General features: G+C 68.4%; 28 protein-coding genes. 17 read left to right on the forward strand and 11 right to left on the reverse strand.

Translation table 11 applies throughout. The features are described from left to right. The 9 genes from aosR to RJ03_RS06085 form a co-directional block, all read left to right on the forward strand. Positions 1–552 (forward strand): oxidative stress transcriptional regulator AosR (gene aosR, locus RJ03_RS06045; RefSeq protein ID WP_174372266.1); only part of this gene is annotated, 552 nt, incomplete at its 5' end. A 42-nt stretch (positions 553–594) separates the two neighbouring features. Then, positions 595–1653, forward strand: coding sequence for a P1 family peptidase (locus RJ03_RS06050; protein WP_036498667.1), 1059 nt, complete (start codon positions 595–597; stop codon positions 1651–1653). Between the two features lie 163 nt (positions 1654–1816). Continuing rightward, positions 1817–2239 carry a M67 family metallopeptidase gene (locus RJ03_RS06055; protein WP_036498668.1) on the forward strand — a complete coding sequence of 141 codons (423 nt, stop codon included), beginning with the start codon at positions 1817–1819 and terminating at the stop codon, positions 2237–2239. 47 nt (positions 2240–2286) lie between these two features. Beyond that, the gene (locus tag RJ03_RS06060) at positions 2287–2598 is read left to right on the forward strand and encodes a MoaD/ThiS family protein (RefSeq protein ID WP_051024368.1); all 312 of its coding nucleotides are present in this window, start codon (positions 2287–2289) and stop codon (positions 2596–2598) included. 5 nt (positions 2599–2603) lie between these two features. Beyond that, the gene (locus tag RJ03_RS06065; protein WP_036498670.1) at positions 2604–3566 is read left to right on the forward strand and encodes a cysteine synthase; all 963 of its coding nucleotides are present in this window, start codon (positions 2604–2606) and stop codon (positions 3564–3566) included. Positions 3567–3666: 100 nt separating this feature from the next. After that, positions 3667–4449 carry a rhomboid family intramembrane serine protease gene (locus RJ03_RS06070; protein WP_036498673.1) on the forward strand — a complete coding sequence of 261 codons (783 nt, stop codon included), beginning with the start codon at positions 3667–3669 and terminating at the stop codon, positions 4447–4449. Between the two features lie 69 nt (positions 4450–4518). Further along, positions 4519–5283, forward strand: coding sequence for a cyclic nucleotide-degrading phosphodiesterase (locus RJ03_RS06075; protein ID WP_036498675.1), 765 nt, complete (start codon positions 4519–4521; stop codon positions 5281–5283). A gap of 52 nt (positions 5284–5335) precedes the next feature. Next, complete coding sequence (gene rph, locus RJ03_RS06080) at positions 5336–6103, forward strand: ribonuclease PH (protein ID WP_036498678.1); 768 nt, start codon at positions 5336–5338, stop codon at positions 6101–6103. Continuing rightward, positions 6103–6711 (forward strand): non-canonical purine NTP pyrophosphatase, encoded by a 609-nt coding sequence (locus tag RJ03_RS06085; protein WP_036498681.1) that lies wholly within the window; start codon positions 6103–6105, stop codon positions 6709–6711. Before rph ends, RJ03_RS06085 begins: the two co-directional genes overlap by 1 nt. Before the next feature lie 155 nt (positions 6712–6866). Here the strand turns inward: RJ03_RS06085 and RJ03_RS06090 are convergent, their stop codons facing one another. The 3 genes from RJ03_RS06090 to RJ03_RS06100 are packed head-to-tail and all read right to left on the reverse strand — an operon-like array spanning position 6867 to position 8693. Beyond that, positions 6867–7283: a DUF3817 domain-containing protein gene (locus tag RJ03_RS06090; protein WP_036498686.1), complete on the reverse strand. Its 417-nt coding sequence runs from the start codon at positions 7281–7283 to the stop codon at positions 6867–6869. Further along, positions 7280–7762 carry a hypothetical protein gene (locus tag RJ03_RS06095; RefSeq protein WP_063820341.1) on the reverse strand — a complete coding sequence of 161 codons (483 nt, stop codon included), beginning with the start codon at positions 7760–7762 and terminating at the stop codon, positions 7280–7282. Before RJ03_RS06095 ends, RJ03_RS06090 begins: the two co-directional genes overlap by 4 nt. 55 nt (positions 7763–7817) lie before the next feature. Beyond that, positions 7818–8693, reverse strand: coding sequence for an oxidoreductase (locus tag RJ03_RS06100; RefSeq protein ID WP_036498692.1), 876 nt, complete (start codon positions 8691–8693; stop codon positions 7818–7820). Positions 8694–8923: 230 nt separating this feature from the next. Between RJ03_RS06100 and RJ03_RS06105 the strand changes: the two genes are divergently transcribed. Then, positions 8924–10957, forward strand: coding sequence for an MDR family MFS transporter (locus RJ03_RS06105; protein WP_036498696.1), 2034 nt, complete (start codon positions 8924–8926; stop codon positions 10955–10957). A 55-nt stretch (positions 10958–11012) separates the two neighbouring features. Here the strand turns inward: RJ03_RS06105 and RJ03_RS06110 are convergent, their stop codons facing one another. Together RJ03_RS06110 and RJ03_RS06115 are read right to left on the reverse strand one after the other, a co-directional pair. Further along, the gene (locus tag RJ03_RS06110) at positions 11013–12221 is read right to left on the reverse strand and encodes an FAD-dependent oxidoreductase (RefSeq protein WP_036498699.1); all 1209 of its coding nucleotides are present in this window, start codon (positions 12219–12221) and stop codon (positions 11013–11015) included. 188 nt (positions 12222–12409) lie between these two features. Beyond that, positions 12410–13069 carry a PadR family transcriptional regulator gene (locus tag RJ03_RS06115; protein WP_036498701.1) on the reverse strand — a complete coding sequence of 220 codons (660 nt, stop codon included), beginning with the start codon at positions 13067–13069 and terminating at the stop codon, positions 12410–12412. 380 nt (positions 13070–13449) lie between these two features. Here RJ03_RS06115 and RJ03_RS06120 point away from each other — a divergent pair, with 380 nt between their 5' ends. Continuing rightward, complete coding sequence (locus RJ03_RS06120) at positions 13450–14064, forward strand: NAD-dependent epimerase/dehydratase family protein (RefSeq protein WP_036498705.1); 615 nt, start codon at positions 13450–13452, stop codon at positions 14062–14064. Positions 14065–14095: 31 nt separating this feature from the next. On the opposite strand, the gene RJ03_RS06125 is transcribed toward RJ03_RS06120, so the two are convergent. Next, on the reverse strand, positions 14096–14881 hold the full coding sequence (locus tag RJ03_RS06125; protein ID WP_036498770.1) for a helix-turn-helix domain-containing protein: 786 nt from the start codon (positions 14879–14881) through the stop codon (positions 14096–14098). Between the two features lie 85 nt (positions 14882–14966). Between RJ03_RS06125 and RJ03_RS06130 the strand changes: the two genes are divergently transcribed. Together RJ03_RS06130 and RJ03_RS06135 are read left to right on the forward strand one after the other, a co-directional pair. Further along, the gene (locus RJ03_RS06130; protein ID WP_036498707.1) at positions 14967–15404 is read left to right on the forward strand and encodes a hypothetical protein; all 438 of its coding nucleotides are present in this window, start codon (positions 14967–14969) and stop codon (positions 15402–15404) included. A 41-nt stretch (positions 15405–15445) separates the two neighbouring features. Then, a complete protein-coding gene (locus tag RJ03_RS06135) occupies positions 15446–16105 on the forward strand; it encodes a pentapeptide repeat-containing protein (protein WP_036498710.1) in 660 nt (219 codons plus the stop codon). Here the strand turns inward: RJ03_RS06135 and RJ03_RS06140 are convergent. Beyond that, on the reverse strand, positions 16102–16839 hold the full coding sequence (locus tag RJ03_RS06140) for a VIT1/CCC1 transporter family protein (RefSeq protein WP_051024369.1): 738 nt from the start codon (positions 16837–16839) through the stop codon (positions 16102–16104). The two genes, RJ03_RS06135 and RJ03_RS06140, sit on opposite strands and share 4 nt — an antisense overlap. Before the next feature lie 101 nt (positions 16840–16940). On the opposite strand from RJ03_RS06140, the gene RJ03_RS06145 reads away from it, so the two are divergent. Continuing rightward, complete coding sequence (locus tag RJ03_RS06145; protein WP_036498714.1) at positions 16941–17588, forward strand: class I SAM-dependent methyltransferase; 648 nt, start codon at positions 16941–16943, stop codon at positions 17586–17588. Here RJ03_RS06145 and RJ03_RS06150 read toward each other — a convergent pair. After that, positions 17560–18522, reverse strand: a complete 963-nt coding sequence (locus tag RJ03_RS06150) for an MBL fold metallo-hydrolase (protein ID WP_245552196.1) — start codon at positions 18520–18522, stop codon at positions 17560–17562. The genes RJ03_RS06145 and RJ03_RS06150 overlap by 29 nt on opposite strands. A 22-nt stretch (positions 18523–18544) precedes the next feature. Further along, entirely contained in the window at positions 18545–18991 is a 447-nt protein-coding gene (locus RJ03_RS06155) for a MarR family winged helix-turn-helix transcriptional regulator (RefSeq protein ID WP_051024370.1), read from the reverse strand. Between the two features lie 93 nt (positions 18992–19084). Here RJ03_RS06155 and RJ03_RS06160 point away from each other — a divergent pair, with 93 nt between their 5' ends. Next, a complete protein-coding gene (locus tag RJ03_RS06160; RefSeq protein ID WP_036498718.1) occupies positions 19085–20032 on the forward strand; it encodes a phosphotransferase in 948 nt (315 codons plus the stop codon). 11 nt (positions 20033–20043) lie between these two features. On the opposite strand, the gene RJ03_RS06165 is transcribed toward RJ03_RS06160, so the two are convergent. Further along, positions 20044–20610 (reverse strand): YbhB/YbcL family Raf kinase inhibitor-like protein, encoded by a 567-nt coding sequence (locus tag RJ03_RS06165; RefSeq protein WP_036498721.1) that lies wholly within the window; start codon positions 20608–20610, stop codon positions 20044–20046. After that, entirely contained in the window at positions 20607–21509 is a 903-nt protein-coding gene (locus tag RJ03_RS34850) for a CE1 family esterase (RefSeq protein ID WP_051024371.1), read from the reverse strand. Before RJ03_RS34850 ends, RJ03_RS06165 begins: the two co-directional genes overlap by 4 nt. An 82-nt stretch (positions 21510–21591) precedes the next feature. Here RJ03_RS34850 and RJ03_RS06175 point away from each other — a divergent pair, with 82 nt between their 5' ends. Further along, positions 21592–22026 carry a MarR family winged helix-turn-helix transcriptional regulator gene (locus tag RJ03_RS06175; protein ID WP_036498724.1) on the forward strand — a complete coding sequence of 145 codons (435 nt, stop codon included), beginning with the start codon at positions 21592–21594 and terminating at the stop codon, positions 22024–22026. 106 nt (positions 22027–22132) lie between these two features. Beyond that, positions 22133–22708: a methyltransferase family protein gene (locus RJ03_RS34855; protein WP_051024372.1), complete on the forward strand. Its 576-nt coding sequence runs from the start codon at positions 22133–22135 to the stop codon at positions 22706–22708. The last annotated feature ends 41 nt before the right edge of the window (positions 22709–22749 follow it).

Below are 22749 nucleotides of genomic sequence, written 5' to 3' on the forward strand. Positions count from 1 at the left end.
AAGAACTCGCTGAGCGGGCTCAAGCTGCGGTCGGAGATGGACCCCCGGGAGGCGGACGTCCTGCGTTCGCTGGTGGGGGCGGTAACCGGACTGCTCACCGATCGGGCCCGATCCACCCCCGAGGACGATCTCGCGGAGCTGACCGGACTTCGCACCGGCAACAGCGTTCCCCCGGACGATCCGCGACTGGCGCGGCTGCTGCCCGACTTCCATCGCAAGGAACCCGGTTCTCCGGACGCCGACCGCGCCGATCTCAACAGCGCCCTGCGCAGTCTGCACGAACCCGAGATCATCGACGCGAAGGTGGCCGCCGGCACGGTGGTCCTGGAAACCCTGCCCGAGCGCGGCGGCAAGATCGTGCTCACCCCCGAACAGGCCGACGCCTGGCTGAACGCCCTCAACGACGTGCGGCTGGCGCTGGGCACCGCACTGGGCATCGACGCCGACACGCCCGACCAGCTCGATCCCGATGATCCGCGCGCCCCGCACCTGGACGTCTACCACTGGCTCACCTGGATGCAGGATTCGCTGCTGCACGCCCTCGCTCCCTGACTCCGCGCGCGCTCGCGCAGGCCCACCTCTGCAGGAGGACATGTGACTTCGGTGCCGGGACCTCGGGATTCGATCACCGATGTGGCGGGTGTGCTCGTCGGCCACCACCACGAACTCGATCCGGACGCGACGCTCGGCTCCGGCGCCGCGACCGGCTGCACCGTGGTGCGCGTGCCGGGCGGAGCCACCGCGTCGGTCGATGTGCGGGGCGGGGGACCGGGCACCCGTGAGACCGATCTGCTCGATCCCGGACAGACGGTGCGGCAGGTGAACGCGGTGCTGCTCACCGGCGGCAGCGCCTACGGGCTGGCGGCCGCCGACGGGGTGATGCGCCGGCTGGAGGAGGACGGCGAGGGCATTCCGATGGATCCGGCCGATCCCTCGCGGGTGGTGCCGATCGTTTCCGGCGCGGTGATCTTCGATCTCCCGGTGGGAGCGTGGGGTATCCGGCCGACCCCGGAATTCGGTTATCGCGCAACGCGATCGGCGAGCGAGACTTTCGAGCGTGGCAGTGTGGGGGCCGGCGTCGGTGCGCGGGCCGGTTCCATCAAGGGCGGAATCGGTACGGCCAGTGTGCGTTTCACCGCGGGACCGGCCGCCGGCCACACCGTCGGGGCGCTGGTGGTCGCCAATCCGGTGGGTTCGGTATTCGATCCGCGTACCGGCCTGCCGTGGGGTGCGGGTACCGACGGACCGGAGCATTTCGGTCTGGCACCGGCCACCGCCGAAGCCCTGGCCCGTGCCAATGCGCTGCCGGTGAAGGGGACGGTGCTCAACACCACCATCGGTGTCGTCGCCACCGATGCCGCGCTGGATCCGGCGGGCTGTCGCCGGCTCGCGGTCACCGCGCACGACGGGCTGGCTCGGGCGATCCGGCCCGCCCATTCCCCGCTCGACGGCGACACGCTGTTCGCGCTGGCCACCGGCACGATCACCGCGGAGTCGAATATTCCACTGCCACCCGCGTTTCCGGCGGATCTGTTGCTGCTCGACGAACTGTGCACCGCGGCCGCGGTCTGTGTGGAGCGGGCGATCGTGGACGCGATCCTGCGGGCGAACCCGGTGGCCGGCATCCCGACCTACCGCGAGTTGTTCGGCTGAGCCCCGGCCTGCCCCGATCGAGGCATTCCGTGCCGTGTGATGCGCTATATCAGGCCCGCCCGTGCGGTGGGTGGGAATAGCCGAATATCCTCGGCCGTTGACGGCAGCGATACGACCCGCGCGGGCCGGGCGCGTCGCGGGCGTGAGCGGAAGGATTCGAACTGTGCTGGTGATCAGGGCCGATCTCGTGGATGCGATGGTGGCGCACGCCCGCGCCGATCATCCCGACGAGGCCTGCGGTGTGATCGCCGGCGCCGAGGGCTCCGACCGCCCCGAGCGTTTCGTGGCCATGGTCAACGCCGAGCGCTCGCCCACCTTCTACCGGTTCGACTCCGGCGAGCAGTTGCGGGTCTGGCGGGAGATGGACGACCGTGACGAGGAGCCGGTGGTGATCTACCACTCGCACACCGCCACGGAGGCCTATCCCAGCCGGACGGACATCTCGTACGCCTCCGAGCCCAACGCCCACTACGTGCTGGTGTCCACCCGCGACCCGCAGGAGCACGAACTGCGCAGCTACCGGATCCTCGACGGTGTGGTCACCGAGGAACCGGTCAAGATCGTGACCGAGTACCCCCCGGCCTGAGCCCGACGCGTCCGCGAACCAGGCGACCAGAAGAAACAGGAGCACCCATGTCGGTAACCGTGTCCATCCCGACCATCATGCGCACCCTCACCGGAGGTGAGAAGCGGGTCCAGGCGACCGGTTCCACCCTCGCCGAGGTGATCGGCGACCTCGAGGCCAACTACCCCGGACTCGAGCAGCGCCTGCTGTCCGACGGCAAGCTCAACCGCTACGTCAACATCTACGTCGACGACGAGGACGTGCGCTTCGCCGGTGGGCTGGAGGCCGAGGTTCCGGCCGACGGCTCGGTGACCATCCTGCCTGCCGTCGCCGGAGGCGGCCTGGACAGCACCGTCGCCGGCGGCGCGCTCGGCCGCTGATTTCCGTGGCACGCTACGAATCGCTGATCGAGACCCTCGGCAACACCCCGCTGGTGGGTCTGAAGACGCTGTCGCCCCGATGGGATGGTGACGACCACGTCCGGTTGTGGGCCAAACTGGAGGACCGCAACCCGACCGGGTCGATCAAGGACCGTCCGGCCCTGCGCATGATCGAGCAGGCCGAGACCGACGGCACGCTGCGGCCCGGCTGCACGATCCTGGAGCCGACCAGTGGCAACACCGGCATCTCGCTGGCCATGGCCGCCAAACTCAAGGGGTATCGCCTGGTCTGTGTGATGCCGGAGAACACCTCGGTCGAGCGGCGGCAGTTGCTGACCATGTTCGGCGCCGAGATCATCGACTCCCCGGCCGCCGGCGGCTCCAACCAGGCCGTCGCGAAGGCCAAGCAGATCGCCGCCGAACATCCCGACTGGGTGATGCTGTACCAGTACGGTAATCCGGCCAATGCCGATGCGCACTATCAGGGCACCGGCCCGGAGATCTTGGCGGACCTGCCGGAGATCACCCACTTCGTCGCTGGGCTCGGCACCACCGGGACCCTGATGGGGACCGGCCGCTACCTGCGGGAGAACGTCGCGGAGATCGATATCGTGGCCGCCGAGCCGCGCTACGGCGAACTGGTCTACGGGCTGCGCAACATCGATGAGGGCTTCATTCCGGAACTCTACGACGAATCGGTGCTGACCTCGCGGTTCTCGGTGGGGCCCTACGACGCGGTACGGCGCACGCGGGAGCTGGTGCTGGAGGAAGGCATTTTCGCCGGTATCTCCACCGGCGCGATCCTGCACGCCGCCCTCGGGGTGGGCAACAAGGCGTTGCGCGCGGGTAAGCGGGCCGATATCGCGTTCGTGGTGGCCGACGGCGGCTGGAAATACCTGTCGACCGGCGCGTACGACGGCACGCTGGAGGAAGCCGAGGAACGTCTCGAAGGTCAGCTCTGGGCCTAGTGCTTCCGGCGGGCCGGTCGTCCCGCGGCCGAGTGCCGGTCCTGGCCGCAGCGGTACCGTTGAGGGCGAGCGACCGGACGGCCGGTCTCGCGAGGAGGTGATGGCGGTGGCCGAGCAGATGGGTCCGTCGTTCGACCCGGATCGGATTGCCGCGCTGCGGGCCGAACTGCAGAAGTCCGCGGGAACGCCCGCTGGTTCCGTACCGTCCGGTTCGCAGTTTCCGTCGCCCCGGCCCACCTCCTCGGCGCCGGCGTCGGCGTCGGAGCCCGGACGTACCGCCGCGCTGAAGTTGTTGTGGCAGCGGGCAATTGCGATGACTCTCACGTTCGTGGCGTTGTTGTACGCGGTCGAGGGCGTCGACACCGTCTCGCATCACGACCTCGACGGTGCGGGGGTGCGACCCCGGACGGCCGCGGGGCTGGAGGGCATCGTCTTCGCTCCCGTACTGCACGCGAACTGGGCGCATCTGATCGGCAACACCCTGCCGGTGATCGTGCTGGGCCTGCTGACGCTGCTCACCGGGATCGGTCGCGGACTGGCCGCCACCGCGATCGTCTGGGTCGTGGCGGGGGTCGGCACCTGGCTCACCGGGGCGAGTGGTTCGGTGCACATCGGCGCCTCGGTGCTGGTGTTCGGCTGGCTCACCTATCTGATCTCGCGCGGCCTGTTCACCCGCCACCTGTGGCAGATCCTGGTGGGTGTCGTCGTGGGGTTGGTGTACGGCTCGATTCTGTGGGGTGTGCTGCCCGGCCAGGCCGGAATCTCTTGGCAAGGACATCTTTTCGGTGCGTTGGGTGGACTGCTGGCCGGCTGGGTACTCTCATCGAATGAACGTCGTCATCGTCGCGAGGAGAGTGCCGGCCGCCTCGCATCGTCGGGGTGACTGCGGCACTCGGCCGGCGATTTGGGGGATCCCCAGTTGAGTGAGAATGCAGCGTGGCAGCATGGGGGAATGCGACTCACCGTCCTCGGGTGTTCGGGCAGTGTGTCCGGCCCGGATTCCCCTGCGTCGGGCTATTTGCTGACCGGTCCGGATATGACCCCCACCGTGATCGATTTCGGTCCCGGCGTGCTGGGCGCGTTGCAGCGCTACCTGGACCCTGGCGAGGTCGACATCTTCCTCACCCATCTGCACGCCGATCACTGCCTGGACCTGCCCGGATTGCTGGTGTGGCGGCGATATCACCCGAACCCGCCGACGGGGAAGGCCATCGTGCAGGGTCCCTCGGATTCGGCGCTGCGGATCGGTAACGCCTCGGCCGAGATCGGCGGCGAATGCGACGACTGGTCCGACGTGATCGATATGCGCCCCTGGCAGGAGGGCGCCGAGGTGCGTTTCGGTCCCGGCCATACGGTGGTCGCCCGCCGGATGTACCACCCGCCGGAGTCCTACGGCCTGCGCATCACCACCGCCGCCGGCCGCACCCTGGTCTACACCGGTGATACCGCCTTGTGCCCCGCGGTGTTCGAACTCGCGGAGGGCGCCGACGTGCTGCTCTCGGAGGCCTCGTGGACCCACGATCCGGCCAATCGCCCACCGGGCATTCACCTTTCGGGTACCGAGGCCGGAATGATCGCCGCCCGTGCGGGTGTCGGCGAACTGCTGCTCACCCACATTCCGCCGTGGACCTCGCGCGAGGACGTCATCGCGGAGGCCAAGGAGCAGTTCAGCGGTCCCGTGCACGCGGTCTCGCCGGGTGAGGTCATCGAAATCTGAGCACCCACCCCGCCGGGGCGGAGGCGTCGTACCCATCCCTTAGGCTGGCGTTGTGTCTAGACGAGCCGATGGCAGAGCGGACGACGAACTCCGCGAGGTAAGGATCACCCGGGGATTCACCACGCATCCGGCGGGTTCGGTACTGGTCGAATTCGGTCAGACGCGGGTGATGTGCACCGCGAGCGTCACCGAGGGGGTGCCCCCGTGGCGGCGTGATTCCGGATTGGGCTGGCTCACAGCCGAATACGCGATGCTACCGGCCGCCACCCACACCCGCAGCGGGCGCGAGTCGGTGAAGGGCAGGGTCGGCGGGCGCACCCAGGAAATCAGCCGTCTGGTCGGCCGGTCGCTGCGGGCGTGCATCGACCTGGCCGCGATCGGCGAGAACACCATCGCCCTCGACTGCGACGTCCTGCAGGCCGACGGCGGCACCCGCACCGCCGCGATCACCGGCGCCTACGTGGCGCTGTCGGACGCGATCACCTACCTGGGCGCCGCCGGCCGCCTGGCCGACCCGCAGCCGATCTCGTGCATGATCGCCGCGGTCAGCGTCGGCGTGGTCGACGGGCGGGTGCGCCTGGACCTGCCGTACGAGGAGGATTCGCGCGCCGAGGTCGATATGAACGTGGTCGCGACCGACACCGGCACCCTGGTCGAGATCCAGGGCACCGGCGAGGGCGCCACCTTCCCGCGCTCCACCCTGGACAAGCTGCTGGATTCGGCACTGGCCGGCTGCGAGCAGCTGTTCGAGGTGCAGAAGCAGGCGCTCGCGCTGCCGTATCCGGGGCAGCTGCCCGAGCCGGGCGAGAAGAGGAAGTAATGGCGCGCCGGGTACTGGTGGCCAGCCGCAACGCCAAGAAGCTCGGCGAATTGCGCCGCATCCTCGACGAGGCGGGAGTCGCGGGTCTCGAGATCGTCGGCCTGGACGAGGTGCCGCCGTTCCCGGAGGCCCCGGAAACGGGCGCGACCTTCGAGGAGAACGCTCTCGCCAAGGCGCGCGACGGCGCGGCGGCGACCGGATTGCCTTGTGTGGCAGACGATTCCGGCCTCGCCGTCGACGCCCTCAACGGTATGCCCGGCGTGCTGTCCGCGCGCTGGTCGGGTCGCCACGGTGACGATGCGGCGAACAACGACCTGCTGCTCGCCCAGCTGGGTGACGTCCCCGACGACCGCCGCGGCGCCCGCTTCGTCTCGGCCTGCGCCCTGGTCGCCGACGGCCGCGAGGTCGTCACGATCGGCGAATGGCCGGGCACGATCGCGCGAAAGCCGGTCGGCGACGGCGGTTTCGGCTACGACCCGCTGTTCGTCCCGGACGGCGGAACGGTCTCGGCGGCCCAGCTCACCCCGGCGGACAAGGACGCCGCATCACACCGCGGCCGGGCCTTGCGCGCCCTGCTACCCGCACTGGCCGACCTGGCGAAGTCCTGAAACATGACTCCCGCGCAACCCTGACCGCGTGCGCGGGAATCCGTTCGAACAAATCTCAGTTACGGCTGATTTGGTGAGCACATGGGTAACTCACCGGGTACGGGCTGACTGGCTACCGGCCTGACCGCCAGCCGCCAACGCGCGTCTCCCCGCGCCTAGGTCTGGCCCAAAACCCCGGAGAGGCGGATTTGCCGGGTGCGGTAGTGCTCGCAGACGAAGGACAGGAACGGGATGGTGCCGGCCAGGGCGGTGATCACCAGCGTGAGCGGCTTCCACCGCGTCTTGATGCCCAGGTCGATGGTGAACACCAGGTACAGCATGTAGAAGATGCCGTGGATCTGGCCGACGTAGAAGAGCCAGTGCGGCGCCTTGCTGCTGTCGTCGAGCAGCAGGTACTTGTACACCATCTCCGCGCACAACAGCAGCAGCCAGACACCGGTGATGTAGGCGAGCACGCGGTAGCGGGTCAGCGCCGAGCGGATGCGGCCGGTGTCGCGGGCCGCGGGGGCCGGCGTGGCGGCCGGTGCCGGTGTGGTGGTGGCGGCCGGGGTGGTGGGGTGGTCGGCGCTCAACCGGCTCTCCTCTCGGTGTCGGGGCCGTCGAGCCCCACGGCGTGCATCCGCTCGCGCACATCCTGTGCGTGCAGATCGGCAAGATATTTGTTGTATTCGGCCAGCACCGGGTCATCGTCGCGGGCGGCGGTCGGCCGTTCCGGCAGGATCCCGGCCGGGATCTCGCGCGGGGCAGCCCGTTCGATCCTCCGCCGGGCCGGGGTCGCGGATTCGGCCGGGCTCGATGGCTCGGTGGTCTCCGGTGCCTCGGTGTGCTGGGCGGCGGTATCGCGCTCGAGTCGCACGAACCGGAAGTAGGCGAAGACCACGAATCCGGCGAACAGCGGCCATTGCAGCGCGTAGCCGAGGTTCTGCGCGGTTCCGGACGAGGATTCGAACCGTCCCCACTGCCACCAGCCCAGCCCCAGGCAGGCCAGCGCGGCCACGACCACCAAGATGATCAGAGCCGGGCGACGATGTGGTGCGGACACGCGTACCACGGTACCCGGTCTACTACACGGCCCGTAGTGTGAGGTGCCCGGCGATCACCGCTGGTCAGAATTTGTAGGTGACGCCGGTCAGCCGCTCGGATTCCTCCCACAGCCGCCGCTGCAGATCGGTGTTCTTCGACAGCGCGCTCGACGGCGACGGCCGGACCGGACCGCGCGAACCGAACAGCAGCGTCGGCCCCCAGTAGGTGTTCGGATCGGCGTCCGGCACGGTGGCCGCGAACAGGCTCGACTCGGCGGCCTTGCGCGGCGAGTGGCCGGCCAGGGCGATGAAGGGTTTGGCGACCTTGTCGAGCGGGGTCTCGGTGCGGGTGAACAGATCGGTGGGCGAGACACCGGGATGTACGGCGTAGGACCGGATGGCTGATCCCGATTCGGCCAGGCGTCGCTGTAGTTCCCGGGCGAACATCAGATTCGACAACTTCGACTGGGCGTAGGCGAGGTTGCGCTGGTAGCGGCGGTTCTCGTAGTTGAGGTCGTCGATCCACAGCTTCGGGGTCTGCCGGTGCGCGATGCTGGCGAGGCTGATCACCCGGTCGCCGATGCGGTCCAGCAGCAGTCCGGTCAGCGCGAAGTGCCCGAGATGGTTGACCCCCCACTGGGTTTCGAACCCGTCCGCGGTGCGCGAGAAGGGGATGTTCATCAGTCCCGCGTTGTTGATCAGCACATCGAATTCCCCGGTGCGCTCGGCGAATTCGCGAATCGATGCGAGGTCGGCCAGATCCAGTGCGGATACCCGGACGTCTCCCTCGATACCCTCGGCGACCTGCTGTGCGGTCGAGGTATTGCGGCAGGCCATGATCACGGTCGCCCCCTTGGCGGCCAGGGCCCGGGTGGTGTGCTTGCCGATACCGCCGTTGGCCCCGGTGATCACGAACGTGCGTCCGTGCTGCGCCGGGATCTCGCTGGGATTCCACGCCATGGTGAGACCTCACTGTTTACCGTTGGGGAAGGAGCCTCGTCGCATCCTCACCGCCTGACCTTACTCCAGAGTAAGTTCCGGCGGTAGGGTTGTGTCACAGTGTCCTCAGGGTATCGATCGTGGTCTCCGCGCACTCGATTTGAGTGCCGGAGATTTGCGGTGTCGGCGAGCGAGCTGGCCTATTGCCGTGTTGCGCCGACCGAATCGGGCTCAGGGCACATACTGAGCTAATGTCCGGTGTTGCCGCAGTCGCCGAATCGCCCGCACCCGTGAGTCATACCCGCGCCAACGTCGTCTTCATCACCGTGGTGCTGGGGATGTTGATGGCCGCGTTGGATCAGACCATCGTGTCGACGGCGTTGCCCACCATCGTCGCCGATCTGGGCGGCGCCGGGCATATGGCCTGGGTGGTGACGGCATATCTGCTGGCCGAGGCGGTCGCCACCGCGCTGGCCGGCAAATTCGGTGACCTGTTCGGCCGCAAACTGATCTTCCAGCTCAGTGGCCTGATCTTCATCATCGGCTCCATGGTGGCGGGGCTCGCCCACGGCATGACGTTGCTGATCGTCGCGCGCGGTATCCAGGGCGTCGGCGCGGGCGGGCTGATGGTGACCTCGATGGCGCTGATCGCCGATGTGATCCCGCTGCGTGACCGGGGCAAATATCAGGGTGCGCTGGGCGCGGTCTTCGGCATCACCACCGTGGTCGGCCCGACGCTGGGCGGGCTGTTCACCGACCATGCCAGCTGGCGCTGGTGCTTCTACGTGAACGTGCCGCTGGCGATTCTGATGATCGCCGTTGCGGCGCGGGCGATTCCGTCGATCCGCGCGGCGGTGCGGCCGGTGGTCGACTATGCCGGCATCGCGCTGGTCGCGATCGGTGTCAGCTGTCTGATCCTGGGACTGGAATGGGGTGGTCAGGAATATCCGTGGGGTTCGGCGACGATCATCGGACTGTTCGCGGCCGCGGTGGTGCTGCTGGCCGCGTTCGTCTTCGTCGAGACACGCGCGGCCGAGCCGATGCTGCCGATGCATCTGTTCCGCAGCAACGTCTTCACCGTCTGCTCGATCCTCAGCTTCATCGTGGGGTTCGCGATGCTCGGCGCGATGACCTATCTGCCGGCCTATCTGCAGTACGTCAACGGTGTGTCGGCCACTGCCTCCGGACTGCGCACGTTGCCGTTGGTGGTCGGCCTGTTCACCACCTCGATCATCTCCGGGCAGGTGGTCGGCCGGACCGGCTACTACAAGTACTTCCCGGTCGCCGGTACCGCGGTCATGGCGGTGGGGCTCTATCTGATGTCGACCATGGGCCGGACCACGGGCTTCTGGCTGCAATCGCTGTACATGCTGATCCTGGGTCTGGGTATCGGCCTGGCGATGCAGGTGCTCACGATCGTCGTGCAGAACACCGTCCCGTACCAGGACCTGGGCACCGCCACCTCGGGTGTCACCTTCTTCCGGACCGTCGGATCGACTTTCGGCACCGCGATCTTCGGCACGCTCTACAGCAATCAGCTGGAACCGAATCTGCGTCAGGCGCTCACCGAGGTGCCCGGGGTGCCGCCCGCGGTGGCGCAGAGTCCGCAACTGCTGCACCAGCTTCCGTACGCGCAGGCGATTCCGATCATCGACGCCTATGCCGACACCATCGATTACGTCTTCCGCTGGGTGGTGCCGGTGGCCGTGGTCGGCTTCGTCGTGGCGTGGTTCCTCAAACAGGTGCCGCTGCGCGACAGCGTCCGTGCGGAGGCGGCCGATGTGGGCGGCGGCTTCTCCGTGCCCGATTCCCCGGATCGCGCTGTCCGCCTGGAACATTCACTGGCGAACGTGCTGCGCAGACTGCGCGACGACGAGCTGCCCGATCCGCGGATCCTGGCGGCCGCCGACAGTCCGCTCGGCCGGGATCAGGCCTGGGCCATCGGGCAGGTGAAGATGTTGCAGCGCGCCCGTGGATCGGCAGATCTGGCAGCCGTGGCCCGTGCGCACTGGATGCCGCCGGAAGTGCTGGAACCGGTGTACGACAAGGCCGTACGATCCGGATACATCGAAGTGGACGGCGACCGAATGGAATTGACCGCGAGTGGCCAGGCGGAGTACGACCGCATTCTCGCCGCCTGGCGCAAGTGGCTGTGCCGCTATCTCGACGATTGGGATTGCGCCGACCCGGATGATCGCGCACTCTTCGACCGGGCGCTGGACAACATCGCGGCGAAACTGCTGGAGGAAGTGGAACGACCGGAGGCGCTGCGGCTGACGGTGTGATTCACCGCCGGCCGCAGCACCGCGTCCGATTATTCTGAACTACACGGCGATACGCTCACGCGACGGCGAGTTCGGCGCGCTCGTCGACCGGTGCGTCCCAGTCGATGGTGTAGCTCTGCTCGCGCGCCATGACCTCTTCCATCTTGAAGAGTTTGGTCGCCAGCGGCATGACCAGCGGCATCATCCGGCGCATCACCGGGCCGACGGTCTTCGACTGGTTGATCTTGGCGCCGCGGGCCGCGACCTTCTCCACCCGGGGACGGCGGATCCGTTCGTAGGCGGCGAAAGCGGTTGCCGGCGAATCGAAATCGCGCAGGCATCGAGCCAGCTGCACGGCGCTCTCGATGGCCAGCGACGCTCCCTGGCCGGTGCTGTTGGACGGCGCGTGCACCGCGTCGCCGACCAGGACCATACGGTCGCGATACCAGTGCGGCACCGGCGGCATGATGTGCAGGCCGCCGGTGACGACCAGCTCTTCCGGCGGCGTGTTGCGCACCAGCTCGGCGCCGGGGGTGTCCTCGGCGTAGACCTCGCGCAGTGTCCGCAACCACTGTTCGGCCGGAACCTCGCGAGCCTCGGTCAGCGAAAGATATTGCTTCTGCGGCAGATTCGCGCCCCAGGCGATCCGGCCGTCCGGCATGGGCCAGTACAGGTAGTAGGCGTTGCGTCCGTAGGCGAACACCATGGTCTCCGGGGGGACCGGAGCCGAGCATTCGGTGTAGGCGCCGAACCCGAGCATGCCGGTGTAGTCGGCCCCCGGGGCGTTCGGATCGATGAGCGTGCGCACGCGCGATTTGATGCCGTCGGCGCCGACGACGATGTCGGCGGTGGCGGTGGATCCATCGGCGAACCGAGCGGTCACACCGTCACGATGTTCCTCGACGCCGACCAGGCGCTTGGAATATTCGACGGCCACACCGGCCTCGACGGCGTGATCGTGCAGCACCTGGTGCAGATCGCTGCGATCGATCGCGTGCAGCGGTTCCAGGCCGGCGGCGGTGGGCAACTCGATGTCCTTGTGGCCCAACGACATCACCATGCGACGGATCGGCAGTGCGATCGCGCGCACGGCATCGCCGGCGCCGATGACGTCCAGGGCCGCCAGGCCGTTGGGGGCGAACCCCAGGGCGCTGCCGATGTTGTAGGCCGGTCCCGGATAGGCCTCGTAGACGGTGGCCTCGATCCCGGCCGCGCGCAGGGCGGTGGCGGCGACGGGGCCGGCGACGCCGCCCCCGATGACGAGGGCGGATGTAACTGCGGACATGGGAATTCTCCTCGAGTGGATGAACCCGATCCGATCCGCGCACGCGCCGCCCAGTTATCCTGAAGTTGCCATACTCGGGCTGGGTTCGCCTGCGTGAATGCGGTTCGAGAGGTAGGTGGATCGGGCTCGGCGCGGTGTTGCCGCACTTCGCCGGGCCCGGTTCGTATCGTGGTTTTTCGTCCTGGATTTCAGTCGGCGGTCGGCTGTCGGAACGTCCCTCCTTCCACCATCGCGGCGATCTCGGCGGGCGGAATCTGCTCCGAGTGGGCACGCCGCCAGAAATCGATATCGGGGAATGTGCCGGCGGCGAGTTCGGTGCGCAGTCCGGCGACCCACGCCGCCTCGGCCTCGAGCATCGCCACGCCGAATTCGGCCTCGACCAGGAAGAGCCGGGGCAGAAATTGCGTCTGCTCTTCGATTTCGCGGCGCCGCACGGCGATCTCCGCGGCGAGCAGCCGGGTGCGTTCGTCGAGCAGCGGGATCACCTCGTCCGGCGGCAGCAGGGCCACCACGGACAGGCCGGCCACGAACCGATGCGGTTCGGGTTCGGGGGTCGAGATCAGTTCGCGGATCCAGTCCTCGGCCTCGGCGCGGCCGGCGTCGGTGAGCCGGTAGATCGTCCGCTCGGGCCGGGCGCCGTCGCGTTCGCTGCCGATGACCTCGACGAACCCGTGCTTCTCGAGGTTCTGTACGACCGTGTAGAGCGACCCCCATTTGATGTCCATATCGCGGTCCTTGCCGCGTTCGCGCATCTGGGCCGCGATCTCGTACCGGTGCATGGGACGTTCGATCAGCGTCGCCAGGACCGCCAGGGCCAGCAGGTTGGCGACCTTTCGCTTCTTTGGCATCGCCCGCACCTCCTTACTCGTCTACGAATATACGTCTGCGAGTATGGCGTCGGCAAGAGTCTTCATTGCGTGATGGGTCGTGGGGTACATACGACGAGCACCCCCGGGGGTGGCGTGCCGGCGCCGTCCCGGGGGTGGATCGTCACGAGCGACGCGCGCGACCGCCGAGGGGCGGGCTGCCGGTGGGCGGCGACGACCGGGGCCGATGAGGGGTACCCCGTCGCTCGCGCCCCGCGCGAGACGGCGTGACGTTCGAGGGTGGGGACAGGTTCTGGGTCCCCATATCTACTATTTGTGTACGTAGACAGTAGGTCAACGGCCAGGGTCGGTCAAGAGTGTCGAACCGGCCGACCGACGCCGGGCGGTTATCGTGATCCGTCGTGCGGATCTTTGTGGCGGGCGCTACCGGAGTACTGGGCGCCAGACTGACACCCCTGCTGGTCTCGGCCGGATTCGAGGTCGCCGGGCTGACGCGCTCGGAGTCGAAGGCGTCGATGCTGACCGGCTTCGGCGCCCGGCCCGTCGTGTGCGATGTCTACGACGCGGCGGCGCTGGAACAGGCGGTGCGCGATTTCGCGCCCGATCTGGTGATGCATCAGCTCACCGACCTGCCCGACGATCCCGCCGATCTGCCCGCCGGCCGGGCGGCGAATTCGCGGATGCGCCGCGAGGGCACCGCCAACCTGCTCGCCGCGGCACAGGCGGCGGGCGCGAAACGCTTTCTCGCCCAGAGTGTCGCGTGGGAGATGACCGGAGAGGGACAGGCCGCCAAGCAGTTCCTGGAGGACGCGGTGCTCGGCGTCCGCGGCGTCGTCCTGCGCTACGGCCAGTTCTACGGTCCCGGAACCTACTATCCCGAGAACGCGGACCGGCCCGATCCGCCGCGCATTCATATCGCCGAGGCCGCGGCGCGCACCGTGGTCGCGCTGGATCTGGCCTCGGGCATCTATGCGGTGACCGAAGACGGCCGCGTGGATTTCGAACCGGTGCAATAGTCTCCGACGCCCGCCGATCGTCGGCGACGGGTCATCCGGCGCGCTGCCGGAGCACTTCGGCGGTGGGCTCGTCGGCGGGCAGGAAGGCCTCGAGGTGCAGTTCCGCCAGCGAGACGTCGGTGGCGGTGGCGAACGAGGTGAGCGTGGTGATCAATCGCAATTCACCGGCCTCGCTGCGCAGTCGCAGCGGCACCGCGAAGCCGAGGTAGCCGGGTCCGGGGTCGGTCTCCGGGAGATAGCTCTCGAATTCGGCGACCAGTTCCTCGGCGCGCGGATCCGGTGACGTGCGGTTGCGCGCCCGCATGGATTCGGTGACATGCCGGCCCCATTCGGCGAAGTTGACCACCCGCGGCGCCAGGCCGTCCGGATGTAATGCCAAGCGGCGCACATTGATCGGCGCGGTGAGCAGTTCGGGCGCGCAGCCGTCGGTGAAGACGTCGAACGCGGCGTTCGCCTCGATCAGGCTTCCATAGCGGTCTGCGATCAGCGCCGGATAGGGCATATGGCCGGACAGGATCGTGCGCAGGGCCTCGCGTACCGGAGCCAAGTGCGGTGCGTCGACGCCGGATTCGTCGTAGGCGGGTGTGAAGCCGGCCGTCGCCAGCAGCGCATTGCGTTCGCGCAGCGACAGTTCCAGCGATTCGGCCAGCCGTAGCACGATGGCGCGACCCGGCCGGGAACGGCCCTGTTCGAGATAACTGAGATGGCGCTGCGTGGTGTCGGCGCGGATGGCCAGATCGAGCTGGCTCCACCGCCGCAGCCCTCGCCAGCGTCGCAGTTCCTGTGCGAAGGGGCCCGGTCGCGCGACTGTCGTCATGGGATCATCGTCGGCCCCGACGGGGCGCTTCGCCATACCCTGTGGGGAATCGCGCGAGTGCGCGCCGACGGACAGACTCGGCGGCATGAGCTACGAACCCACCGATATCGAACTGAAGAATCTGCTCGACCGCTGGATCGGCCAGTGGAACGAGCCCGATGCCGACCGGCGCCGCGAGCTGATCCGCGAGGTCTGGGCCGAGGACGGCTATCAGATCCTGGTCAACCCGCCCGAGGGCATCCGCGATACCGCCCGCCAGTACGGAGTGTCCGCCCCGGCGGTCGAGGTCCGCGGCTACGACGCGATGTTCGCCCGCGTCACCCGGGCGTACGAGATGTTCGTCGCCGATGGTGAGCACTTCTTCGAAGCCGAGGGCGAGCCGGTTCGGCACGCCGGGTCCGCCGTGGCGCTGACCTGGGTGATGCGCGCACGCGCGGACGGCACGGTCGCCGGCGCCGGACTCGAGGTGCTGACTTTCGACCCCGACGGGAGGGTGCGCACCGACCACGAATTCGTGAACTGAGCCGGCGTAGACCTGTCGGTGCGCCTGTCTAGGGTGCAGGAATGCCTCGCGACCTCGCCGACCTGCCCTATGCCCGGAATCTGACGCCGCTGCTGGAACCGCTCGCCCCCGATACCGAGTACGAGCGGGTCCACCTCGACGCCACCTCTGTCGACGAGGTGTCGGCCGGCGGCTCCTGGTTCAGTGAGTCGGCGCTGACCGGTGTGGTGCTCGGCGGCGGCAGTCTGAACCACTGCCGGTTCGACGACGTCTGGCTGCGCGGGGTGCGGTGGATCGGAGTCGATGCCTGCGAAACCCGTTGGCTGGATGCCGAATTCGTCGACTCCGCGTGGTCCGGGGTGGTCGCCGTCGACGCGCAGCTGCGCCGTATCCGTTTCGAGGGCTGCAAATTCGAATCGGTGAACTTCCGTGCGGCCACCCTGCGGAACGTGACCTTCGCCGAATGTGTCTTCCGCGACACCGACTTCTCCGCCGCCACACTCCGGAAGGTCGATTTTCCCGGATCGCGGCTCGAAGGCGTCGCCCTGCACGGCGCCACCTTCGAAGATGTCGATCTGCGGGGTGCGGCGGCACTGGACCTCATCGCCGATATCGGAACGCTGAAGGGCGCGATCATCAGCACACCTCAGCTGATGGAGATGGCTCCCGCCTTCGCGCGAGCGGCGGGAATCATCGTGCGCGACAATCGAATCCGCGACTAGCCGCTGGAAACCCCGGGGATCTGCCCGATACCGTAGGTCACCGCCATGGCCAGCGCGCCACCGATCACCACCCGAAGGACGGCCCGGCGCCGATTGCTGCCGCCCAGGCGTGCGCTCAGCGATCCGGTCGCTGCCAGCGCCAGCAGTACCGCGCCGAAAGTCACCGGAATACGCCAGTTCGCCGGCGGCAGCAGAATCGCCAGCAGCGGCAACAGGGCGCCGCAGGTGAACGCCAGCGCGGAGGAGAAGGCGGCCTGCCACGGGTTGGTCAGCTCGTTCGGGTCCAGACCCAATTCCGCCTCGGCGTGCGCGGCGAAGGCATCGTGGGCGGTCAATTCCTGCGCGACCTGCCGCGCGGTCGCCTCCGAGAGTCCTTTGTGCCGATAGATCTCGGTCAACTCGGTGAGTTCGTAATCGGGGTCTTCGGCGAGCTCCCGCTTCTCCAGCGACAGCAGGGCACGTTCGCTGTCGCGCTGCGTGCTCACCGAGACGTATTCGCCGACCGCCATCGACAGCGCACCCGCGACGAGCCCGGCCACACCCGCGGTGAGGATGGGCGTGGTGGCCGCGGTGGCCGAGGCGACGCCGACCACCAGGCCCGCGGTCGACACGATGCCGTCGTTGGCGCCCAGGACCCCGGCGCGCAACCAGTTCAGCCGGGACGCGAAACCTCCGCCGTGCGGTTCGTGCGGATGCTTCCAGCTCCCGGTCCCCACATTGTCGGAGTCGTCCACGGATGCAGAGTAGGCCGTCGCCCGGGCCGGGCGGTGGATCCGCGCCGCAGGCGAGCCGCGCCCGCCGGTGCGGCGAGGTCCGGATCGGTAGCATGCGAGGCATGAATTCCCTTGTCACGCGCGCTATGTCCACGGTCGCCGCGCAACTGGGCAATCCGCACGGGGTGCTGGGCAAGGTGGTCGCGCGGATGCTGAACCGGGCCAATCGCTTCGCCATCGATGCCGCGGTCGAGGCGGCCGAGGTGGGTGCGGGGCAGGCCGCGGCCGATATCGGTTTCGGCGGCGGCGTGGGACTGTCGATCCTGCTGCGCGAGGTCGGCGACACCGGGACCGTGCACGGCGTGGAGATCTCTCCGGATATGTCGGCGCGGGCCCGTGCACGCTTCACCCGCGACATCGGCACCGGCCGGCTGCGGATCGTCGAGGGCGGACTCACCGAGTTGCCGCTCGCCTCGGCGAGCCTGGACGCGGTGATCACGGTGAATACCGTCTATTTCATCGATGATCTGGACCGGGCCTGCGCGGAGCTGGCGCGCGTGCTGCGCCCGGGCGGGCGGGTGGTGGTCGGTATCGGTGATCCGGCGGCGATGGCGAAGATGCCGTTCACCGCGCACGGCTTCCGGTTGCGGCCGGTCGACGACGTATCGGAGGCGCTGGAACGAGCCGGGCTGGCGGTCGAACACCGGCGGATCGACCGGCAGCCGATTCCGGCTCATCTGCTCATCGGCCGCCGGGGGAGCGAGGACTGAGCACCGGCAGGGCGACCACGTCGATCTCGCGACTCACGGCGCCGATCTCGTCGGCCACCGAGGCCAGGGCGATATCGATGGTGAAGCCCATCGGCGCGTCGAGCGGCCGGAGGAAATCGTCGTAGTGCATGGGTACCACGGTGGCGGGGCGTAGCCGGGTCAGGATTCGGCGCCAGTAGTCCGGCGTCACCGACCGTCCGGCCACCCCGGCGAGGAAGATGTCGATGTCGCGATGCCGGATCGCCTCGTCGACGAGGTCGGCGCTGCCCTGGTGATAGATCTCGACACCGGCCACCGCGATGTGGATACCCCAGGTCTGTCCGCAGCCGTAGGCCATCGGCGCCAGCGCGGCCAGGGATTCGCAACTGGTGTCGCCGGGGGACGGGATCCGGGTGCCGAAGGGGATCTTCGAATGCACGCTCGGCACGAAGGTCACCGTGAACGGCCCGAGTTCGTAGCGGCGGTAGGGTTCCACCTCCACACCGCGCCCGCCGAGCCCGTGCAGATCCATGAGATTGCGCACCGATCGTGAGCCGTAGACCGCGCAGCCGAAGCGGCGCGCGAGCTCGGGGGCGTCCAAGGCGTGATCCCAATGACCGTGTCCGACAACGATTCCCGCTACCTTGTCGAGGGCCGGCAGGAAGCGGACGATCGATGCGGGATCGGGAAGTGCGGTGCGGCGGCGTACCACCGTCGACAGCGGCACCCGGGTGAGGAAGGGATCGACGAGCAGCGTCACGCCCTCGTAGGTCATCCGGTATCCGGCGGTGCCCAGCCATTCGATCTCCAGACCGGCCGGCAGCGTGAGCGGCCGGGCCTCGAGCTCGCGCAACGCCTGCGCGTCCTCGCGGTCGCGCGCGTTCTTGTTCAGGAAGTAACGGGCATAGCCGGCGGTGTGCCGAAGCGGATCGAGAACCGTCGAGAGAGCGGGCATCGGTCCATTGTGCGCGCCCGGCTCAAGGCCGGTCGTCGGCGAGCACCTTGTGCAGGGCGGTGGCGAGGGCGCCGAGTTCGTCGGCCGCCAGACCGGCGAAATGTTGATCGACGACCGCATGGTGATGCGGAGTGGCCTCGTGCAACCGCTGCCGCCCGGCCGCGGTGATGGCGACATATGCCGATCGGCCGTCCGCGGGATTGGTTTCGCGGGTGACCAGGCCGCGCGCCTCCAATTCGGTGACCAACCGGCTCACCCGGGTGCGGCTGAGCACCATGGTCTCGCCGAGGTCGCTCATCCGCAGACGGGTGGTGCCCGCGAGTTCGACGAGCATGTCGTACCAGCTGGCGGGCATGCCGTGGCCCCGGCGCAGTTCGGCATCCAGTTCCGGGCGCAGGTCGACGTACACCCGCTGCAGCGCCCGCCACACCTGGACCGAGGCGGGTACTGAGCTCCCGGATTCCGGCACGCCGCCGATCTTAGACCGCCGCCACCCCGCCCGCCCGGCCGCGCGGATCGCCGGGCGGCGATAACCGCTGGACACCGGATCTACGATGCGGACATGGATATGCGCGCGAGCGTGGAACTTCCTCCCGATTGGCAGGCCCGGGTGCGCGGCGCTCTCGTGGACTCACCCCGGCCGGAGTTGGCGGACGGTTCACTGCGGCTGCTGGGCGCGGGTTTGGACAGTGTTGCGCTCCAGCTGGATTCGGCGGCGGATGCCTATGTGCTGCGCCTGCCGCAGGATCCGCACGGGGCGGAAGGGATCGCCCGCGAGGCCGGACTGCTTCCGGAGTTGGCCCCGCTGCTGCCGGTGCCGATTCCGCAATTCCTGTTCACCGCGCCGAATCCGCTGGGGCCCGGGGAGTTCTGCGTGTATCCGCTCGTGCCGGGCGAATCGCTCGACGAAACGGACTGGGCCGAGCGGGGACTGCTGCGCGCCGAATCGGCACGCACGATCGCGGAACTGATCGAACGGATCCACTCGTTTCCGGTGGACCGCGCCCGGGACTTCGGTGTCGAGGTCACCGATCTGCGGGGGGATTTCGCCGCGGATCTGAAGTCCGTTCGTGCCGAGGTGCTTCCGTTGCTGGACGCGGCCGAGGCCGCAGAGCTGTCGGGGGCGTGGCAGCGATATCTCGACGACGACGCCAACTTCGATTTCGAACCGACGCTCATCCATGCCGATATGAGTCTGGATCATCTGTTGATCAGCGGCGGCACGATCACCGGACTGATCGACTTCGGCGATGTGGAGATCGGTGACCCCGACTACGACCTCTGCTACCTGTATCCGGAGGCGGGGCACGAGTTCGTGCGCGAGATCCAGCGGTGTCGCGCACGGGATCTCGGGCCCGTCATCGAGAACAAGCTGCGCTTCTGGGCGTGTGCCGATCCCGCGCTCGACGTGCTGGACGCGATCGAACAGGGCCGCACGGACTTTCGCGAACAGCGGCTGACTGTCCTGCGGCAGGCGCTGCGCAGCTATCGGCCGAACGGCATGTCCTGAGCCTCTGGGCCTCAGCGGCGTTCGTAGAATCCGTCGATCCGCGCCCGGCCCTCGGCCTGTGCGGCCGCCAGCACCTCCCGGGGTTTCGCACTCTCGACGGATTTCCCCGCGGCCGTGGTGAGGGGCGCGTTCAGGGCGAACAACTCGAAGACGTACCGGTGCGGTCCGTGCCCCTTGATCGGTGCGGGACCCATGTACCCGCGGCCGAATCCGGACCGCAGTACCCGCACACCAGCTTCGTCGGTATCGGCGCGTAACGCGTTGCGGGACAAGCTCCGCACCGACGGATCGAGGAGCGCGACGCAGTGGACGAACGGCTTTCGCATCGGAGCGTCAGGATCCTCGACGACCAGCAGATAGCCCGTCGCAGTGTCCGGCGCGCCGCTCCAGCTCAAGGCGGGAGACTCGTCGGCGCCACCGATCCGGCGGGAGGCATGCCGGATGTCGAGCGTGGTCTCCGGCTCGAAGTCCGGACTCGTGAGTCGAAAAACGTTGTCGCCGAGCAGGTTCGGCTGATTCCATGCCAGCTCCGATTCACCGGCGCGGTGATGGGCGAGTAGCTTGCCGAGGATACTCATCGGTTCTCCTTCTCCGACCGAGGTGGAAGTAGCCGCCGCGCTGCCGGTCGCAGGAGCGGGCGGGCGAAGTGATGGATTTCTACCGTGGCATCGAATTCCAGGGTGGATGCCGCGCCGGGAGTGCCGGCCCATTCCTCCGGCACGGCGACGCCCGGCCAGGTGTGGCCCCCGCCGAACACCGTCCATGCCGTGACGGCGGTATCGGCGATGCCGTGGGCGGTGGTGACGCGGCGCGAGCCGGCGGTCGTGACGGTGGTTCGGTCGCCCGGGCACCGGTCGAGCCTCGCCCAGTGGTCGGCGGTCGCGGCGGCGCCGAGAATCCGCCCGCGCGGTTCACCGTTCGGCCCGCGGTGGCGGGAGTGGCCGCCGCCCAGCGGGACCAGGGGATCGGCATCGCCGTTGATCAGCATCGCCGACACCGCATGGGTCGGCCGCACCGCGGTCAGGTTGGCGGGCAGCGCCCCGGCCACCGCGGCGAAGGCGGCGACCCGTTCGCTGCATTCGAGCGCGAGCCGATGAGACATGAAGGCGCCGTTGGATATTCCGGTCATGAGCGTTCGATCGGCCGCGGTCGCGTAGGTGTGCGCGCACCAGTCGATCAGGCTGCGTAGGAATCCCACATCATCGACCCCGTGCTCCTCCGCGGCCGTGACGCCGCGGCCGTCGGCCCAACTGCCGTAGCAGCCGTCGGGATAGACGACACCGACGCCCCAGTCCTCGGCGTGATCGGCGAATCGGGTCCAGTCGTGCATGAGCAGGCCGCCGCCTCCGGTCTCCGGTCCCATATTCCCGTGCAACGCGACGATCAGCGGACTGTCCGGTTCCCGGGGTGGCCGCAGATGAAAGCTTCGCTTGCGGCCGTCGTGGGTCGGCTCGCCCGGAATCAGTTCGGCGGTCATCGGCTTCCCTCCGCGCGGCATGCCCGTTCGCCGTCGGATTAATACAGTAATACTGCGCAGTTCTACTGTAGATTAGTCGATCATGGACGACGTGACAAACGCTCGGGAGGCGATCGCCGAGGAGCTGCAAAGTGTGGTCGGCGCACTCGTGCGGCGCATGCGCTCGGCCTCGCCGGCGCGCCGTATCTCGTTGTCGCAGTTGTCGATTCTGAAGCGGCTCGACCGCGAGGGGCCGGCCACGGTGGCCGATCTGGCGCGGGCCGACAAGGTCCGGCATCAAACCGTCGCGGTGGCGGTTTCCGCCCTGGAAGGCCGGGGGCTGCTGAGGCGCACCCCCGATCTGGACGATCAGCGGCGCAAGCGGTTGCACATCACCGATGCCGGGCTGGAGCTGCTGTCGGAACGGCGCGAGGCCGGGTACGGCCACCTGGCCGAACTGATCGCCGCTCGTCTGACGCCCGCCGAACAGCGGCAATTGGCGGCGTCGCTTCCGATTCTGGGCAAACTCCTGGACTGAATCGGGGGAGATCTCCGGGACCTTCCCGATGTGCCGGACGTGGCCGCGGTGGTTTGTTTCCTATCGGCGGGTATCCGGTCCGCCGCGAGGTCGTGGGAGGGTCGTCGTGAATGCCGCCGTGGTGACGACGTGGATCTGGTTGATCTTCGAGATCGGACTGGCGCTTCGGGATCGGTTGCGCAGCAAGGGATCCACCGCCCGTGACCGCGGAACCCGTACCACCATCATGATTGTCGTCGCCGTAGCGATCGGGGTGGCGAATGTGGTGTCGATCGTGCTGCCGGCCGACAGCGATCTGCGCTTCACCACTCGTCACGAGGTCGTCTGGCAGATCGCCGGAGTCGCGCTGATGGTCGCGGGGCTCGGTGTGCGAATCTGGGCTATCGCGGTGCTGGGCGCGGCATTTCGCACCACCGTCGAGGTCGACACCGATCAGGCCGTCGTCGATCGCGGGCCGTACCACTGGGTGCGCCACCCCTCCTACACCGGAGTTCTGTTGCTCACCACGGGTTTCGGTGTCGCGGCGGGGAACTGGATCTCGCTGCTGCTCCTGATCGTCGTGCCCACCTTGGCGTTTCTGCGCCGGATCGAGGTGGAAGAGGCGGCGATGGTCGAAACCCTCGGCCGTTCCTACGAGGACTATCGCGCTCGCACCAGACGGCTCGTCCCCGGCCTCTGGTAGCCGTTACATCGTTCGGGCGAATGGAGGTGCATCTCTCCTTT

Source organism: Nocardia aobensis NBRC 100429 (assembly GCF_000308375.1).
Taxonomy (GTDB): Bacteria; Actinomycetota; Actinomycetes; order Mycobacteriales; family Mycobacteriaceae; genus Nocardia; species Nocardia aobensis.

What these genes read in the sequence shown, in the direction of transcription:
- RJ03_RS06060 (WP_051024368.1), top strand. Translation starts at nt 2,287, where the DNA reads ATGTCGGTAACCGTGTCCATCCCGACCATCATGCGCACCCTCACCGGA.
- RJ03_RS06070 (WP_036498673.1), top strand. Translation starts at nt 3,667, where the DNA reads ATGGCGGTGGCCGAGCAGATGGGTCCGTCGTTCGACCCGGATCGGATT.
- RJ03_RS06075 (WP_036498675.1), top strand. Translation starts at nt 4,519, where the DNA reads ATGCGACTCACCGTCCTCGGGTGTTCGGGCAGTGTGTCCGGCCCGGAT.
- RJ03_RS06085 (WP_036498681.1), top strand. Translation starts at nt 6,103, where the DNA reads ATGGCGCGCCGGGTACTGGTGGCCAGCCGCAACGCCAAGAAGCTCGGC.
- RJ03_RS06100 (WP_036498692.1), bottom strand. Translation starts at nt 8,693, where the DNA reads ATGGCGTGGAATCCCAGCGAGATCCCGGCGCAGCACGGACGCACGTTC.
- RJ03_RS06105 (WP_036498696.1), top strand. Translation starts at nt 8,924, where the DNA reads ATGTCCGGTGTTGCCGCAGTCGCCGAATCGCCCGCACCCGTGAGTCAT.
- RJ03_RS06110 (WP_036498699.1), bottom strand. Translation starts at nt 12,221, where the DNA reads ATGTCCGCAGTTACATCCGCCCTCGTCATCGGGGGCGGCGTCGCCGGC.
- RJ03_RS06115 (WP_036498701.1), bottom strand. Translation starts at nt 13,069, where the DNA reads ATGCCAAAGAAGCGAAAGGTCGCCAACCTGCTGGCCCTGGCGGTCCTG.
- RJ03_RS06125 (WP_036498770.1), bottom strand. Translation starts at nt 14,881, where the DNA reads ATGACGACAGTCGCGCGACCGGGCCCCTTCGCACAGGAACTGCGACGC.
- RJ03_RS06130 (WP_036498707.1), top strand. Translation starts at nt 14,967, where the DNA reads ATGAGCTACGAACCCACCGATATCGAACTGAAGAATCTGCTCGACCGC.
- RJ03_RS06135 (WP_036498710.1), top strand. Translation starts at nt 15,446, where the DNA reads ATGCCTCGCGACCTCGCCGACCTGCCCTATGCCCGGAATCTGACGCCG.
- RJ03_RS06145 (WP_036498714.1), top strand. Translation starts at nt 16,941, where the DNA reads ATGAATTCCCTTGTCACGCGCGCTATGTCCACGGTCGCCGCGCAACTG.
- RJ03_RS06150 (WP_245552196.1), bottom strand. Translation starts at nt 18,522, where the DNA reads ATGCCCGCTCTCTCGACGGTTCTCGATCCGCTTCGGCACACCGCCGGC.
- RJ03_RS06160 (WP_036498718.1), top strand. Translation starts at nt 19,085, where the DNA reads ATGGATATGCGCGCGAGCGTGGAACTTCCTCCCGATTGGCAGGCCCGG.
- RJ03_RS06165 (WP_036498721.1), bottom strand. Translation starts at nt 20,610, where the DNA reads ATGAGTATCCTCGGCAAGCTACTCGCCCATCACCGCGCCGGTGAATCG.
- RJ03_RS34850 (WP_051024371.1), bottom strand. Translation starts at nt 21,509, where the DNA reads ATGACCGCCGAACTGATTCCGGGCGAGCCGACCCACGACGGCCGCAAG.
- RJ03_RS06175 (WP_036498724.1), top strand. Translation starts at nt 21,592, where the DNA reads ATGGACGACGTGACAAACGCTCGGGAGGCGATCGCCGAGGAGCTGCAA.